Origin of the sequence: Chengkuizengella marina (assembly GCF_009910845.1) — a bacterium.
GTDB classification, from domain to species: domain Bacteria; phylum Bacillota; class Bacilli; order Paenibacillales; family KCTC-33759; genus Chengkuizengella; species Chengkuizengella marina.
In genome coordinates this window covers 78,382-95,780 of record NZ_SIJB01000001.1, presented here as the reverse complement: position 1 = coordinate 95,780, position 17,399 = coordinate 78,382, and the positions used below count along the sequence as shown (strand labels likewise).

Sequence of the window (17,399 nt, the reverse complement as noted above, 5' to 3'; positions counted from 1 at the left end):
TTTCAAAAATAAATTATTTTAATATTATATCCAAAAAAAAAATTTGCTTTGATATCAATTCAATAACAATTAATCCATATTGAAAAAATACTGTCAATTTTTAATTATACAAAAAAGCATATGGTGTACACCATATGCTTCACAAAAGTTCATACAATTATCTAAATTCAGCTACTAATTCGTTAAATTCCTCTTCTGATAATTTTAATTCTTGTTTGTTTAAAGCTTCTTCTTTAAAACCTGGTACATGATTTTCATAACTTGTTCTGGTTTTATCTTGATAGATAACACCAGTAAGCATACCATTATTTTCCATCAACTTAGACATAGCCATGATTCGATCGGAAGAATCGTAATTTTCAATATCTTCAACACTTACGATATTTTCTTTAAACCAATCATAAGTGTTTATTTTATTAAATGTTACACAAGGACTAAATACATTAATAAAGGAAAAACCATCATGTTTAATTCCTTCTTCAATAATGTTTGTCATTTCTTTTAAATTACTTGAAAAGGATTGAGCTACGAAAGTGGCACCTGATGAAAGTGCTAACTCTAAAGGCGGTAAAGCAGCTTCCTTAGATCCTTCTGGAGTACTCTTAGTTTTAAAACCAAAAGCACTACGAGGTGAAGTTTGACCTTTCGTAAGACCATAAATTTGATTATCCATAATAATATAAGTGATGTTCATATTTCTACGAATAGCATGAACAGTATGTCCAGTACCAATTGCAAGACCATCGCCATCTCCACCAGCAGCAATGACAGTTAGTTCGCGATTAGCCATTTTTAACCCTTGAGCAATTGGAAGAGAACGTCCATGAATTCCATGAAGTCCATTTGCATTGATATAACCAGATATTCTTCCAGAACATCCTATACCTGATACAACTGCTAAATCATCAGGTTCTAACCCTGTGTTAGCTGCCGCTCTTTGAATTGCAGCTTGGACGGAAAAATCTCCACACCCAGGACACCAATTAGGTTTGATTTTATTTCTAAATTCCTTAAATGTAGCCATCTATTTCAACTCCTTACAAGTTTCATGAATATCAGAAGGTAAAAACGGATTCCCATCATACTTAAGATGGTTCGCAATTTTTTCAGCATATCCAACATTTAGTTTAATTAAAGAAGCTAGTTGACCCGTCGCATTATTTTCAACTACAACAACTTTTTTAGCTTTTTCAATATATGGTTTTATTTCTTCTGTTGGGAATGGATGCATTAAACGGACAGTGACATGATTTGATGATATCCCGTCCTTATCCAATCTGGATCTTGCTTCGTCAATGGTACCACCAGTTGATCCCATACCAACAATTAATAAATCAGGAGTTTCATGTGGAGCGTCCACTAATATCGGATTAGTCACTTGAATGTTTTCCATTTTTCTCAAACGTTTATCCATCATTTTTTGACGATTATCAGCCGCTTCTGAAGGACGCCCTTCTTCATCATGTTCGACACCTGTCACATGATAAATTCCATTTTTGGTTCCTGGAATTGCACGTGGCGAAATTCCATCTTCAGTAATTTCATAACGCTTAAATAATTTTCCGTCTTCACGAGGATCAATTTCACTTACAATTTTTCCTCGGTTAATTTCTATGTTTTCAAAATCTAAATTCTCTGCAGTTTGTTTACCAAGTGATAGCTGTAGGTCCGTTACAACAATTACAGGACATTGATAAATTTCAGCTAAATTAAAAGCCTCTACTGTATCATAGAAACATTCTTCAATCGTGCTAGGAGCAAGTACTATTTTAGGTATCTCACCATGCGTACCATATATAACTGCATTTAAATCACTTTGTTCTTGTTTTGTAGGTAATCCTGTACTTGGTCCACCACGTTGAGTATCAACAATAACAACTGGTGTTTCTGTCATACCTGCCAAACCGATCCCTTCCATCATTAATGAAAGTCCTGGTCCTGCAGATGCTGTTAAGGAACGTACACCACCATAGTTTGCACCAATTGCCATCGTAATTGCAGCGATTTCATCTTCAGTTTGAATGACAGTACCATTATATTTAGGTAATCTTTTAATTAAATATTCCATAACTTCTGAGGCAGGTGTTATTGGATAAGCTGGCATAAATCTACAACCCGCTACCAAAGCTCCTAACCCAATAGCATCATTACCAATCATAAATAAACGTCTCTGTCCATCTGCTGGTTCAATTTGCAATTCAGGCAATGGACCACCAGTTTCGTCCTTAATAAACTCGGCCCCTCTGGATACAGCTTCAATATTTTTATCTACAATAGCTGTTCCCTTACGACCAAATTCTTCTTTAATTACTTCTTTAATTATATCAATAGGCAAATCAAGCAATGCTGCAGATGCACCAGTTGCCACCATGTTTTTCATTAAGGATGTACCAAGTTCTTCAGCAATACCTGTAAATGGTACTGCAAACAATCTAGCTTTGATGCCTTCAGGAACTTTTGGTGAGAATTTTGCGTCTGCAACAATAACTCCACCATCACAAAGTTCATGGGCATTTAAATCTATTGTTTCCTGATCAAATGCAACTAAAATATCTAAATCATCAGAAATAGAACGAATAGGTTTTTTACTAATTCTTATTTTATTGTTAGTATGTCCACCTTTAATACGGGAGGAAAAATGACGATACCCATATAAGTAATAACCAAGACGATTTAATGCTGTAGAAAAAATGCGGTCTGTACTTTCTAGACCTTCCCCTTGTTGTCCACCAATCTTCCATGACAATTGACTAATCACTTAATGCAACTCCTTTAACAAATTCATCCGATAAAAATTTTTATATAATTTTCAAAAAAACTTCACAAATGTTTTAAAATTAGTTTCAATAAATATGTTATGATTTCGAGTTACAAAAAGCAATAGATTTTGACAAAGATTACACATAGTTATTTTAGATCATATCCATACTAATAATAGATCAATCGAAAAAAGAATCTATTTTTACTATAAATAGTAATTAATTTTAAATTATGGTAAATTATTTTCAAAAAAATGGAACCAATTTTTATATAAAAAACCATCAACAATATCTTCAGAATAATGTTTTAATAAAGCTTCCTTCAGTGTAATATAGTTTCCTGTATGACTCAAATCATTCATCCAGAAGTCAATCCCATCAAAATCAGAACCAAACCCTACATGATGTTGCCCACCTATCTCACAAATATATTCAATGTGCTTTAACAAATCACTTATATAAACATCCTCACTAGTATTGACAAAATAAGGGACAAAAGATAACCCAATTCTACCTTTATTTTTTATGATTTCTAAGATTTGATCTTTTTTTAAATTACGAACATGATTACAAATATCATAAACATTTGAATGAGAGGCTATAAAAGGTTTTTGATTTATTCCTATAAAATCCCAAAATGAGTTTTCACTTAAATGAGAAACATCTAGAATAATACCTAAATCATTACATTGTTCAATAAGTTGCTTCCCCTTTAGTGTAAAGCCAGCATTTCTAGGCTCTAATACACCATCCGCCGCCCAATTTCCATAATTCCATGTAATTCCAATACACCGTACCCCTAACTCATATAAAATTCTCAAATAAGATAGATTACCAGACAAAGCATCTACACCCTCTAATGTAATCATAGCGCCAATCTTATTTTTAGATAAAGCAGATTGTAAGTCAGACTTATTTTTGATATGTATAATATGATCATATTTCAAAACCTTTTCGTGAAATATATAAATATATTTTAAAATATGATCTATACTTGGATTTTGAATACTTTCAGAAATATAAATAGCAAAACATTGCATTAAAGTATTGCTCTTAAGTAATCTTGAAATTGTCACATCTAAATAAAGATGATCATCAAATTGAATGTTTTCATTTTCATACATTTTCATCAATACATCACAATGTGCATCAATAACCTTCATTATATGTTCACTCCTCCACATAACAACACTTAGTTATATACCAATACAATAATTATATTTTTGAGCATAAAAAAACCTGTCTACTATGTAAACAGGTACTCCATAATGTTAAGGATTATCTAGGCTCCACAATTAATTTAATTGCTGTCCGATCTTCCCCATCAATTAATATATCTGTAAAGGCAGGAATACAAATCAAGTCAACCCCACTAGGTGCCACAAACCCTCTTGCAATGGCTACAGCTTTTATCGCTTGATTTAGTGCGCCTGCACCAATAGCTTGAAGCTCAGCACTTCCACGCTCACGTAATACACCAGCCAGTGCGCCTGCTACGGAGTTTGGATTGGATTTAGCAGAAACTTTTAATACTTCCATGGACAGTACCTCCTTGGGAATGATTGCCTTGGCTAATACTTTGCATTAGTTATAATATTCGTGAAATTTAAAAAAATTCCTTCTTTTCGCGAAAAGAGATTTAATATCCTCTAAATTCTCATTCGAATATCACTTGATCTTCGGCTAATCTGATGAGGTCTATTTTTTTTGCAAGACCAGTTGATTCATCAATTTCTATGATAGACCCATGAAACTGCCATTTTCCTTCATCTGGTATAAATCTAACTGGCAATTGAGTTTTAAATTTTCTTAAGACAGATAAACGTTCCATACCTAATACACCTTCTTTAGATCCTACCATCCCAATATCTGTTACATAGGCAGTTCCTTGTGGCAATATTTGATTATCGTTCGTTTGTACATGAGTATGTGTTCCTAGAACGACAGATACTTTCCCGTCCAGATACCATCCCATCGCTATTTTTTCAGAAGTTGCTTCAGCATGAAAATCAACTAGTATATTTTTATAATTTTTATGTAATTGATTTAAAATTTCATCTGCTTTTTCAAATGGACAGTCCAATGGAGGTAGGAATGTCCTACCTTGTAAATTAACAATAACTAGTTGTTTTGATTTATTTTTTATGACTGTAAACCCTCTTCCAGGAGTTCCAGAAGGAAAGTTTGCAGGACGAACAATCCTTTCCTCATCATCAATAAAATCAAAAATCTCTTTGTTATCCCAAGTGTGATTTCCCATTGTAATACCATGTACACCCAAATCATAAAAATGGTTAGCTATTTTACGAGTAATACCTCTACCGCCAGCAGCATTTTCACCATTCGCAATAATAATGTCAGGTTGATACTTTTGTTTTACATAGGGTAAAACATCTTCCAATGCTTTTCGTCCAACAGAACCAACAATATCACCAATAAATAATACTTTAATTTTATTTTCCTCCTTTTATGTATATGATTAACAAAACAAAAACCACCCAATGGCAGTCTTTTGAATATGTAAGTCTATTCATCTTCATATCACGATATAACATTTATACTACTTCTTCTGGATAATATAAAAGTGGCTTATGTAAGCCACTTTTATAGATCTTATTTTGCGTATTCAACTGCTCTAGTTTCACGAATAACTGTCACTTTAATGTGACCAGGATATTCTAATTCATTTTCAATTTGAGACGTTATCGTACGTGCAAGTCGATAAGCTTCAGTATCATCAACTTGTTCAGGATGAACCATGACTCTTATTTCTCTACCTGCTTGTATTGCATAGGACTTCTCAACACCTTCAAATGATTCAGAAATCTCTTCTAACTTCTCTAAACGTTTGATATAGGTTTCTAAAGTTTCTCTTCTTGCTCCAGGTCTTGCTGCTGAAAGCGCATCTGCAGCACCAACTAGCATAGAAATTACTGAAGTTGCTTCACAATCGCCATGGTGTGAAGCGATACTGTTAATAACTACAGGATGTTCTTTATATTTTTTCGCAAGTTCTACACCAATTTCAACATGAGACCCTTCAACTTCATGGTCTAACGCTTTTCCAATATCATGTAATAGTCCAGCACGTTTTGCCAAAGTGATATCTTCGCCTAATTCTCCAGCCATTAGACCTGCTAAATAAGCTACCTCTAATGAATGTCTTAATACATTTTGTCCATAACTAGAACGGAATTTTAAACGTCCTAAAATCTTAATTAGATCAGGATGTAAACCGTGAACACCAGCTTCAAATGTAGCTTGTTCACCGTATTCACGAATACGTTCATCCACTTCTTTACGTGACTTTTCGACCATTTCTTCTATACGTGCCGGATGAATTCTTCCATCAGCCACTAATTTTTCTAGTGAAGTTCTGGCAATCTCTCTTCTGATTGGGTCAAATCCGGACAATATAACTGCTTCAGGAGTATCATCGATAATTAAATCAATTCCAGTTAATGTTTCTAAAGCTCTTATATTACGGCCCTCTCGTCCAATGATTCTACCTTTCATTTCTTCGTTTGGAAGTGAAACAACTGAAACTGTCGTTTCAGCAACATGGTCAGCAGCACATCTTTGGATAGAAAGTGAAATGATATCTTTCGCTTTTTTATCCGCTTCTTCTTTCGCCCTTTGCTCAATTTCTTTAATCATCTGTGCTGTTTCATGTCTAGTTTCTTGTTCAACACGATTTAGTATTATATCTTTGGCCTCACTCAACGTAAGATTTGAAATTCGCTCTAATTCAGCAACTTGCTTGTCATGGATTAGTTGAATTTGTGACTGTTTATCATCAATTTGCTTCTCCTTGTTGGCAATTTTTTCTTCTTTACGCTCAAAAGATTCTATTTTTTTATCCAGCGATTCCTCTTTTTGCAACAATCGTCTTTCTAGTCGTTGGACTTCATTTCGACGGTCACGAATGTCTTTTTCAGCTTCGATTCGGATTTTGTGTGCTTCGTCTTTAGCTTCTAATATATTTTCCTTTTTAAGTGCCTCAGCATCTTTTTTAGCATTTAACATGATCTGCTCAGCTGCATGTTCAGCACTAGTGATCTTAGCTTCTGCAAGAGATTTGCGGATAAAATAACCAATCCCGCAGCATATTAAACCAACACCAACAACGAGAACGATAATCCAGATGGAATCCATGATTCATTCACCTCCTCGTTGATAAAACTCCAAGGGTTAGCCTGGGATAATATGGTTTTTTAATCCGTTTTACATTTTCATTTAATCATTCTTTTTTTCATACTTGGCAGAAAGTTGATAATAATTGGCGAAAAAAAATAGGTGAATATACATGAATATTTTATCTTTAATAAAATAAGGTTGTCAAGTAATGAAATGATTTAGAAGATAAATCTATCACTCATTGAATTCTTCTTTCTCAATTTTATCTATAATATTGCGAATTAAAGAATAATCAAATCCTCTTCTCATTAAAAAAGAGCTAATCTTAGATTTTTTTTTGGTGGGCTGTCCACTTTGTAAATCCCATCTTTTTTTGGCTAGTTGATATGCCGCTTTAAATTCCAATTCTTTATCTAATTCCTGTATCACTTGATTCATTGTCACTTTACTGATCCCTTTTTGGGACAACTCTTGTTCAATCCATTTCAACCCTTTTTTTTGATATTTAATGCGATGATTTGCTAAATTCAGTGCATAACTATAATCATCAATATATTTTGTCTTTTCTAATTGATCTAATGTAAGATCAATTAGATTTTCTTCATAACCTTTATCACTTAATTTTTGTTTAAGCTCATATCTTGATTTAACTCTACGTGAAATCATACGAATGGCTTGACGTTGTATGATTTGCAGCTCTTCATCTTCTACAACACGCTTTATCTTTGTTTCATTTATTTCTTCACCTTTAAGTAAACGATGTTTGACAAGTATGTCTTCATGAACAGAAAGTACATATCGATCGTTCACATAAATATTGTATCTATTAAGATTATTTTTTTGCTTTTCAACTAAAGTAATCAATTTCTCTTCAGACCTAGTGCTCATAAAACTTCTCTCCTAATGTTATATGTAGATAAAGCACCTTCAATGAAGGTGCTTCTTAAACACTTTAAAAATTTATATATTTAATGAGGCCGATTAAGATATGGACATCAGTATGGGCACTTTTTTACTCATTTGTAGCTAATGGAGCATTGTTTTCTGCTTTTTCATCTTCATTTTCATTCGGGATAAGATCTTTATCCAGTCTGATTTTTGTTTCGATTTCTTCAGCCAGCTCAACACTTTCCTTTAAAAATTGTTTTGCATTTTCCCTTCCTTGACCTAATCTCTCACCCTCATAAGAATACCATGCTCCACTTTTATTAATAATATCTAGTTCTGTACCAATATCTATGATACTGCCTTCACGTGAAATTCCTTCCCCATACATAATATCAATCTCAGCCTGCTTAAATGGGGGCGCCACTTTGTTTTTCACTACTTTGACACGTGTCCTATTCCCTACCATATCATTTCCCTGTTTAAGGGTTTCAATGCGTCTTACATCAAGTCTAACAGAAGAGTAAAACTTCAGTGCCCTACCTCCAGGAGTTGTTTCTGGATTTCCGAACATCACACCTACTTTTTCACGCAACTGGTTAATGAAAATAGCTATCGTTTTAGATTTGCTAATAGCACCTGATAGTTTTCTCAACGCCTGAGACATTAAACGAGCTTGAAGACCTACATGAGAATCACCCATCTCACCTTCAATTTCTGCTTTAGGAACTAACGCAGCAACAGAATCAACAACGATAATATCAATGGCACCACTACGTACCAATGCTTCTGCAATTTCCAGTGCTTGTTCACCTGTATCAGGTTGTGATAAAAGTAATTCATCGATGTTAACTCCTAGTTTCTTAGCATAAACAGGATCAAGTGCATGCTCAGCATCTATAAATGCTGCTTGTCCACCAGATTTTTGTGCTTCAGCTATAGCATGAAGAGCAACTGTCGTTTTACCGGAAGATTCAGGGCCAAAAACCTCTATAATTCTCCCACGTGGGAAACCACCTATTCCAAGAGCAATGTCTAAGGCAAGAGCTCCACTTGAAACAGTTTCTACCTGTGTACTAGTAGATTCTCCTAATTTCATTACAGAACCTTTTCCAAATTGTTTTTCTATTTGACGTAAAGCCATGTCTAAAGCAGCGCGACGATCTGTCAAAGAACTCACTTCCTTTTTTTATCTTTATAATCATAATGATACCTTGTTTTAGTGTTCTTGCCAAGCATTTTTTCGAACATATATTCGATTTATTTGTTTTAAAAAACCGCAACAAAGAAAAATCTTCGTTACGGTGCTTCCGATATCGTTATTATATATGAAACGCTGAAAAGACACAAGATTATTCATGTAGGAGAAATGTGTTTTTTACTGTCGAAACAAAGACTAAAACAGTATTTTTTGCGCTTGCCTGGGAAATATCGAGTGATTATATTTCCCTTATTTCTTTCCATAATTGATATAAAGCATATTTTGCTGCTCTAAGTTGAACCATTTCACGACTTCCTGGCATTTGCACAGATTTCACCTTTACTGGACGATCCTTTTGTTTTATGCCTATAAATACTAATCCGACGGGTTTCCCTTCAGACTCTGAAGGTCCAGCAACCCCTGTCACTGAGATTGAGAAATCTGTTTTTGTTTGATCATTCAAATTTTCTGCTAACAATTCTGCTGTTTGTGAACTGACTGCTCCCGGTGCACCTTTTCCTTCTAAGACCGCTAAAGGAATATGAAGATACTCGTGTTTAAATTGATTACTATAACAAACAATACCACCTTGATAAACTGAAGAGCTTCCAGCAACGCTTGTAATCAATTCGCTAATCTTTCCACCTGTACAGCTTTCTGCAACAGATAACGTAAGATTCCTAGATCCCATCATATTTATTAATGCTTCTTCAAAGGTGATATTTTCTGATGCATAAAGATATTTACCAACTCTATTGATAATTTCATTCTCTATAGATTTCATTTTTTCAAAGGCTTTCTTTTGAGTTTCAGCTTTTGTCGTAAGTCGAATCATTACTTCTCCTTCTTTAGCATAGGGAGCTATAGAAGGATCTTTTTGTTGCTCCATCAAATCCTTTAAACGGTCCTCAAGTATGGATTCACCAATTCCTGCAAACTTTAAAAACTTTGAATGTAACGGCTGCTCATCTCCAATGATAGATTGCAGCCATGGAACAGCATATCGATCAAACATAGGTTTGAGCTCTTTAGGGGGCCCGGGTAATAATATGTAATGATGATTATTTTCAGTTAAAGCAACTCCAACAGCAAGCCCTGTATCATTCTGCAAAGGTTCACAATCAGAAACTATATAGGCTTGTTTAATATTATTTTCGGTCATTTTAATTCCACGTTTATTAAACAGATCACTCATTTTTTTCAAAGAGGGCTCATGAACTTCAATTGATTTCCCTACAAATTCTGCAAAAATATCTTTGGTTAAATCATCTTGAGTAGGTCCCAAACCTCCACAACAAATTATAAGATCAGCACGATTATTAGCTATTTTTAATGCTTCTGCTATTCTTTCTTTATTATCACCGACTGCGATTTGAAAATAAACATTGATACCTAATTGAGCCAGTTTTTCAGATATATACTTAGCATTGGTATTCACAATCTGTCCTAATAAGATTTCTGTACCTACTGCAATAATCTCAGCTTTCAATAATATCCCCTCCTCTAAACCCGAACAACGTACTATCATCATAATAAAAAACAACAGGCAGTAAAACTAACCTATTGTTTATTTGTTGAAAAATGAATAACTGATTTATTTTTCAGAAAATAATCAATTCCAGAATATACTGTAATAATGACAGCGATCCAACTTGCAACAAGATCAAATGGAAATCCGATAAATGTAAAAGGAAAATTATTAAGCAATAGTGCAATAATAGCTGTAATCTGAGAAGCTGTTTTCCATTTACCCCATTTGCTTGCAGCAACAACTTTTCCATCTAGTAATGCAACTTGCCTTAGCCCTGTAACAGCAAATTCTCGACTAATGATTACAATGGCAATCCAAGCTTCCAATTTCCCCATATCAACTAGTGAAATTAACACAGCTGCAACTAATAACTTGTCAGCTAGAGGATCAAGCAGTTTACCTAAGTTTGTAACAATCTTTCTTTTCCGAGCAATATATCCATCTAAACCATCTGTGCTTGCTGCAATGATAAAAATTAACGTAGCAATAATTTGGCTATAAGTAATTTCAAATTGAGCAAATTCTAAAGGTGGAAAATCTAAATTAACCAATAAAAAAAACATAATGATTGGAACCAAAAAAATCCTGGCCAAAGTTATGCGATTGGCTAAGTTCATAGATTCCCCTCCCCTGTTAGATCATATTCAATAGAGTGAGTGATCCGAACTGGATGCAATTCACCTATGTTTGCTTTTATGTTTGAAACAAACACTTCTCCATCTATTTCTGGAGCGTCATATTGTGAACGGCCAATAAACACATCATTTCGTCCATCATAACGTTCAATTAATACATCTAATACCTTACCAATATGTTTATTATTTTGTTCCTTTGCAACTACCCTTTGAATTTCCATTAAAATGTTAGATCTTCGTTCCTTCACATCATCCGGAACTTGATCGGGCAGTCTTGACGCAGGAGTATCCTCCTCTTGAGAGTATGTAAATACCCCTAATCGATCAAATTTAATTTCTTTAACAAAATCACATAATTTTTCAAAATCCTCTTCCGTCTCTCCAGGAAAACCAACAATAATGGAAGTTCTCAGTGAAATTTCTGGAATTCTTTTTCGGATTTTATTAATTAAAGCTCTGGTATCCGTCTGTCTCCCTGGTCTTCTCATTCTTTTTAGAATTTGATCTTCACTGTGTTGTAAAGGCATATCTATATACTTACAAATTTTAGGATTATTAGCAATGGCTTCAATCAATTCATCTGTAAAGAAACCAGGATAGGCATAGTGTAGTCGAACCCACTGGATTCCTTGTACCTCACTTACTTTATTTAATAATTCAGGCAGCTTAAATTGATCATATAAATCAGTACCATAATTTGTTGAATCCTGGGCAATTAAACTTATTTCTTTAACTCCTTGTTGTGCCAATTGCTTTACTTCAGTAAGAATAGATTCAATGCTCCGACTTCTAAATTTTCCTCGCATAATCGGTATACTACAAAAAGTGCAAGCATTATCACAGCCTTCTGCAATTTTCACATATGCTGTGTATCTAGGCGTTGTTACTTTGCGTGGCAATGCTGATTCATAATTAAAGATAGGATTACCTACAAGTGCAGGTTTTTTACCCTTTAATGCTTCGTCAATGATTTGATTAATATTATCAAAATCACCTGTACCTACTATGCCATCAATTTCTGGCATTTCCACCATCAATTGCTCTTTATATCTTTGTGTTAAACAACCAGACACAATTAATGCTTTAAGATTTGCGGTATTTTTTAGATCAGCAAGATCTAGTATAGTATTGACTGATTCTTCTTTAGCCGCATCTATAAAACCGCATGTATTCACAATAATGACAGTGGCGTCACTTTTGTCATCTGTAATGGAATACCCACGCTCGTGAATTAAACCAGACATGATTTCTGAATCCACTAAATTCTTTTCACAGCCAAGAGTCACTAGGTTGACTTTTTCGCTCATTCAGTAGCGCCTCCAAATATAAGTGCAATTTATTCTTAACAAGTATAATACATGCATATTAGGCTGTCAAAACAAATTAACCCCCTGTTTATCTCATGTTTATAAATTGTAATTCTAGTGCTAAATCAGCTTCATTCAACAATTTGATCACTTTTTGTAAATCATCTTTATTCTTTCCTGTCACACGAATTTGCTCACCTTGTACTTGCGTTTTTACTTTTAATTTTTCATCCTGAATCATTTTTCTAATTTTTTTATTATTTTCTTGATCTATCCCTTGTTTAACCTTAATCTTTTGTCTCACAGTACTTGAAGCTGCAGGTTCTATTTTATCAAATTCTAAATTTTTAATGGAGACGTTTCTTTTGACCATCTTTGTTTTTAAAATATCTAACACGCTTTGCAATTTATAGTCATCATCAGAAATAATGGTAACTTCTTCACCATCTAATGAAATTTCACTTTTACTCCCTTTAAAATCAAATCGGGTTTGAATTTCTCTCTCTGCTTGATGAATAGCATTGCTTAATTCTTGAAAGTCCACCTTAGACACAATATCAAATGAATATTCGGAAGCCATAACACTTCCCCCTTTCCATTATTTCACATCAAATTATAACAGTTAAATACAAAAAAAGGCAAACCATATCAAGTTTACCTAATTAGTATATTGATTTATACTCTAATCGTCAGCGCTTTCATCACTAGGAGGAGTGCCCTCTGAAATTTCTGTATCCTCTTCTTGACTTGAATCAGACTTTTTGAGATTAATTTGAAAATTCCATACGTTCGCAATATCCTGCTCAACTACTTCTCCATTCACAGTAATCGCAGCATTGTTAGCATTGCCTAAACGAATATATAATGATCCTTCATGTTCTAGAGAATATATCTCACCTATTTTATTTGTTTCAAACAATTGTTGATGTATTTCTTCTCCCTCATTATTGTTTTTTTTTATTTGCATCCAAACTCTATTCAATATTTCAACTTCCACTTGAAGTTTATCCACATTTGAAACGACATAGGTATTTGTACTTCCTTCAGATGTTACTAAAGTCACTTCAGGATCGGGGGGAAGCTCAGGTACTGGAGCAGGTTCAGGTTCAACTTCTACTTCAGTAGTGGAATCATCCATTGTCTCTTTTTCAGATTCAGTTAACACTTCTGATTGATTTTTATCGGTTAAGCGTGGTTCATCAAGTAAATTTTGATCTTTTTCCCCGCTTACTAAAAAATAATAAATTAAAGCAAAAATTAAGGCGATAAAACAAATGACTAGAAAAGCTGCAGCCCATTTCGTTATTTTTTCAGTACTTATAAAACTCCTTTTTTTCCTGCGTATATTCCTTACTTTAGTTTCTGGTGCAGTAACAGTAGGTACATCATTCTGATACAATTTCATGACCTGATCTCGATCTACTCCAACTGAATCTGCATAGCTTTTAATAAACGCTTTTACATAAAAATGACCAGGGAGTGCATTGAAGTCACCTGTCTCAATTGCAATTAAATATCTTTTTTGTATTTTAGTTAATTCTTGAAGCTCATCTAAAGATATATCTTTATCAAGTCTAGCTTTTTTAAGTAGATCACCGAGTTCAGACATGTTTCACTCCCCTATAGATTCATAATGTTAAAAGTCACTTAAAGGATTCGTAAAGTGTTCAATTACAATCTCTTCATCAGGATGATTTCTTAATTCAATAATAAAATTAAAATCATCATAATCAAACTGAGATTCTCTAACAAAAATATCCGGATGTTCAATTACTTTTGTTGAAGGCATTCTCATCACTTCCTGCAATAAATGATAGTGCATTTCATTAGATCGTATTGTACTAACAATGCCATCTATAATAAAAATGTTATCAGGATTCAATTCATCTTCTAATAATTGACTACGAACTGTCTGCCTTAATAATGTGGAAGATAAAAAAATCCACCTTTTTTTTGAACAAACACTACCCGCTATAATGGATTCGGTTTTTCCAATTCTTGGCATCCCTCTTAATCCAATGATTTGATTGCCATCTCTTTTAAATATCTCACCTAAAAAATCAACCAATAATCCTAATTCATCACGAGTAAAACGAAATGTCTTAAGGTCATCAGAATCATCTCGTTCAATGAAGCGACCATGTCTAACAGCAAGAATATCAACCAGTTTAGGTGGACGTAATGCAGTTAATGTTATGTTCCCTACATTTTCCATCAAATTTCTTAAAGCAATGATTTTATTGTCATCATTAGTTTCCAATAACATTCCACGATTACTATCCTCTACTCCATTTATGGTTAAAATGTTAAAATTCAACATACCCATAATAGATGCGATATCACCTAATAAGCCAGGCCTGTTTTTATGTATTTTATATTCCATGTACCATTTTTTATATTCCAAAATAAAGCACCTTCCTGTCGATAAAAACTATGAACAAATGATGTAACTTTGATTCATTTGGTGATTTATCTCCTTACATTAGTTTATCAAAAAAAAGAATGCTTTACCATTGTTAAAATTGATTTGTATGAACAAAATTATAAAAAATCCCCCATAATTGGGGGACAAAAATTTATGTTTTATTTTACTAATTTTACCATCAACTTTGCTATTGTTTTTCTTTCTTCATGATCACCTACATCCCATAATTCCTTCAATAATCTTTCTTCTGAATTTTTGGGATCCACTTTTTCATCAAGAAATTCACCAATTTGATAAGCCAGTTTAGAAATAGTGTCTTCACTCATTCCTGCTTTTTTAGCCTGTTCGACCCTATCTGAAAGAAAATGTTTCCATTTATCAAACGTTTCTAATACGGTTGACATATATTCATCCCTCCTCCTTGTTGAATTTAAATCAACAGTTATAATATTTGCAAAGACAAGGAGAAATATGCGGTTAGAGGTTTAGGTTAGCCACCCACCATTTGGACTAATGATTTGTCCAGTAATGTAACTGGATTCTGGTAAAGCTAAAAAATAAACCAAAGAAGCAATTTCATCTGGATGGGCAAATCTTCCGGCAGGTATTTCACTCTGTAAATTACTTTTATCCTCATCATTTAATTTATCAAGCATATTTGTATCGACGGCACCTGGAGCAACCGCGTTCACAGTGATATTGGATGGAGCTAGTTCTTTAGCAAGTGACTTCGTAAATGCATTCATTCCACCTTTTGTGGTTGAATACAGTACTTCGCAGGAGGCACCACTAATCCCCCATATAGAGGATATATTAATAATTCTCCCATGTTTTTGACTAATCATGTAGGGTAAAAAAGTTTTAGTGCATAAAAACATTCCTTTTAAATTGACATTAATGACGTCATCCCAGTCATTTTCATCCACATCTGTTAATAAACCATAATGTGAAACGCCTGCATTATTCACTATAATATCTGGCTGCATATCATGATATGCCAATTTCTCTTTCATACGTTCAATCTGTTGTTTAGATCTTAAATCAGCAGAAATTGTAATAGCTTTTGAGCCATTTGAAATACAAGTTCGAGCAATTTCGTTTGCTGACTCATGAGAATTCAAATAATGAATTACAATATTGATACCTACCTCTGAGAATCGTTTAGCTATTGCAGCTCCAATCCCTCTACTTCCCCCAGTAATAAGCACTGTCATCTCTGAAAATGGTTTCATCCGTTCTCCTCACTTTGAACAATGGATGCTGACATTTTAGTCCAATCAAAATGTGTATTTAATCTGTTATTGACCTGTTCAATTTTTAAATTTTCATAAGTAGTTAAAATATCAAATAAATCAATATCCTTAAATTGGTATCTTGTAAATTCACTTGCAATGGATTCAGGAGAATTTAACATTCTTAAAAAGTTACCTATCTTTTTCTTACGGCTTCTTTCAAAAGCAGCTGGTTCGATACCTTGTTTCATAACTTTATCAATTTCTTCCTTTACTCTGGATAGTAACATTTCTGGTTCTCTTGTTTCACCGCCCATAATGGAAAAAGCAAAATCATATTGTCCATTATATTCATGAGAAAATTGATCAGTTATTAACTTTTCATCGTATAGCTTTTGATAAATGTCAGAACTAGAACCGAATAATACATCCAGTAATACTTTCATTTCACATTCTCTTTGTAACAATCCACTTGATTCATTTTCTAATTCTGATTCCTTAAAACCAAACAAACACTTTGGTAAGGAAACGGGTAAAACCGTAATTTTCTTTACTTCTTTTACTGAAGATGATTCATTTTCAAAATAACGTTTAATATTCCCTTGTTTTTCATAATTTTTGTGGGATTGATTTTCTTTGACAAGTCTCATAATTTGTTCTGGTTCAACGCCTCCAACAATAAATAAATTCATATTACTTGGATGGTAAAAAGTATAATAACATTCAAGCAACTGTTCCTTTGTAATTTTTGATATTGAATCAATTGTACCAGCGATATCAATATGCACAGGGTGAGTATGATACATCGCATCGATTAAACCAAAATAACAACGCCAGTCGGGATTATCCTTGTACATATTAATTTCTTGCCCTATAATTCCCTTTTCCTTTTCAACACTTTCATCTGTAAAGTAAGGATTTTGCACGAAATTTATTAAAGTTTCAATATTTTTCTCAATTTGCTCTGTTGCAGAAAATAAATAAACTGTACGATCAAAACTTGTAAATGCATTTGCTGATGCACCTTGAGACGAAAATTGAGAAAAAACATCACCAGTTGGTTCCTCAAACATTTTGTGCTCTAAAAAATGAGCAATTCCATCAGGCACCTTAACTTTTTGCTTTCCTTCAACCTGAAAATGATTATCTACTGAACCATATTTTGTTGAAAAAGTAGCGAATGTTTTTTTAAATCCGGGTTTTGGTAAAATAAAAACTTTCAAACCGTTATCAAGCTGCTCAAAAAAAATTTTTTCATTTAATTTTTCATAAGGTATAGTTTTCATT

At 33.5% G+C, this 17,399-nt stretch carries 17 protein-coding genes; all 17 read right to left on the bottom strand.

What is annotated here, in order from left to right; genetic code table 11:
* Positions 1-157: 157 nt before the first annotated feature.
* The gene (locus tag ERL59_RS00470) at positions 158-1,024 is read right to left on the bottom strand and encodes a 2-oxoacid:ferredoxin oxidoreductase subunit beta (protein ID WP_160643375.1); all 867 of its coding nucleotides are present in this window, start codon (positions 1,022-1,024) and stop codon (positions 158-160) included.
* Positions 1,025-2,758, bottom strand: coding sequence for a 2-oxoacid:acceptor oxidoreductase subunit alpha (locus ERL59_RS00465; protein ID WP_160643373.1), 1,734 nt, complete (start codon positions 2,756-2,758; stop codon positions 1,025-1,027).
* 231 nt (positions 2,759-2,989) lie between these two features.
* Positions 2,990-3,922: a dipeptidase gene (locus ERL59_RS00460; protein ID WP_160643371.1), complete on the bottom strand. Its 933-nt coding sequence runs from the start codon at positions 3,920-3,922 to the stop codon at positions 2,990-2,992.
* A 115-nt stretch (positions 3,923-4,037) separates the two neighbouring features.
* Positions 4,038-4,298 carry a stage V sporulation protein S gene (locus tag ERL59_RS00455; RefSeq protein WP_160643369.1) on the bottom strand — a complete coding sequence of 87 codons (261 nt, stop codon included), beginning with the start codon at positions 4,296-4,298 and terminating at the stop codon, positions 4,038-4,040.
* A gap of 118 nt (positions 4,299-4,416) precedes the next feature.
* Positions 4,417-5,211, bottom strand: a complete 795-nt coding sequence (locus ERL59_RS00450; RefSeq protein ID WP_160643471.1) for a TIGR00282 family metallophosphoesterase — start codon at positions 5,209-5,211, stop codon at positions 4,417-4,419.
* A gap of 161 nt (positions 5,212-5,372) precedes the next feature.
* Positions 5,373-6,914, bottom strand: a complete 1,542-nt coding sequence (gene rny / locus ERL59_RS00445) for a ribonuclease Y (protein ID WP_160643367.1) — start codon at positions 6,912-6,914, stop codon at positions 5,373-5,375.
* A 216-nt stretch (positions 6,915-7,130) separates the two neighbouring features.
* The gene (locus ERL59_RS00440; protein WP_160643365.1) at positions 7,131-7,784 is read right to left on the bottom strand and encodes a regulatory protein RecX; all 654 of its coding nucleotides are present in this window, start codon (positions 7,782-7,784) and stop codon (positions 7,131-7,133) included.
* 124 nt (positions 7,785-7,908) lie between these two features.
* Positions 7,909-8,952, bottom strand: coding sequence for a recombinase RecA (gene recA, locus ERL59_RS00435; RefSeq protein WP_160643363.1), 1,044 nt, complete (start codon positions 8,950-8,952; stop codon positions 7,909-7,911).
* A gap of 268 nt (positions 8,953-9,220) precedes the next feature.
* On the bottom strand, positions 9,221-10,471 hold the full coding sequence (locus ERL59_RS00430) for a competence/damage-inducible protein A (RefSeq protein WP_160643361.1): 1,251 nt from the start codon (positions 10,469-10,471) through the stop codon (positions 9,221-9,223).
* Between the two features lie 71 nt (positions 10,472-10,542).
* Entirely contained in the window at positions 10,543-11,130 is a 588-nt protein-coding gene (pgsA, locus tag ERL59_RS00425) for a CDP-diacylglycerol--glycerol-3-phosphate 3-phosphatidyltransferase (protein ID WP_160643359.1), read from the bottom strand.
* Positions 11,127-12,455, bottom strand: a complete 1,329-nt coding sequence (gene rimO, locus ERL59_RS00420) for a 30S ribosomal protein S12 methylthiotransferase RimO (protein WP_160643356.1) — start codon at positions 12,453-12,455, stop codon at positions 11,127-11,129. The genes pgsA and rimO overlap by 4 nt, the downstream gene beginning before the upstream one ends.
* 88 nt (positions 12,456-12,543) lie before the next feature.
* A complete protein-coding gene (locus tag ERL59_RS00415) occupies positions 12,544-13,035 on the bottom strand; it encodes a YajQ family cyclic di-GMP-binding protein (RefSeq protein ID WP_160643354.1) in 492 nt (163 codons plus the stop codon).
* A gap of 102 nt (positions 13,036-13,137) precedes the next feature.
* Positions 13,138-14,064, bottom strand: a complete 927-nt coding sequence (locus ERL59_RS00410; protein WP_160643352.1) for a helix-turn-helix domain-containing protein — start codon at positions 14,062-14,064, stop codon at positions 13,138-13,140.
* A 27-nt stretch (positions 14,065-14,091) separates the two neighbouring features.
* Positions 14,092-14,859 carry a DUF3388 domain-containing protein gene (locus ERL59_RS00405; protein ID WP_160643350.1) on the bottom strand — a complete coding sequence of 256 codons (768 nt, stop codon included), beginning with the start codon at positions 14,857-14,859 and terminating at the stop codon, positions 14,092-14,094.
* Between the two features lie 179 nt (positions 14,860-15,038).
* Positions 15,039-15,284: a DUF3243 domain-containing protein gene (locus ERL59_RS00400; protein WP_160643348.1), complete on the bottom strand. Its 246-nt coding sequence runs from the start codon at positions 15,282-15,284 to the stop codon at positions 15,039-15,041.
* An 81-nt stretch (positions 15,285-15,365) separates the two neighbouring features.
* The gene (gene ymfI, locus ERL59_RS00395; RefSeq protein ID WP_160643346.1) at positions 15,366-16,112 is read right to left on the bottom strand and encodes an elongation factor P 5-aminopentanone reductase; all 747 of its coding nucleotides are present in this window, start codon (positions 16,110-16,112) and stop codon (positions 15,366-15,368) included.
* Entirely contained in the window at positions 16,109-17,398 is a 1,290-nt protein-coding gene (gene yfmH / locus ERL59_RS00390; RefSeq protein WP_160643344.1) for an EF-P 5-aminopentanol modification-associated protein YfmH, read from the bottom strand. Before yfmH ends, ymfI begins: the two co-directional genes overlap by 4 nt.
* Between the last annotated feature and the right edge of the window lies 1 nt (position 17,399).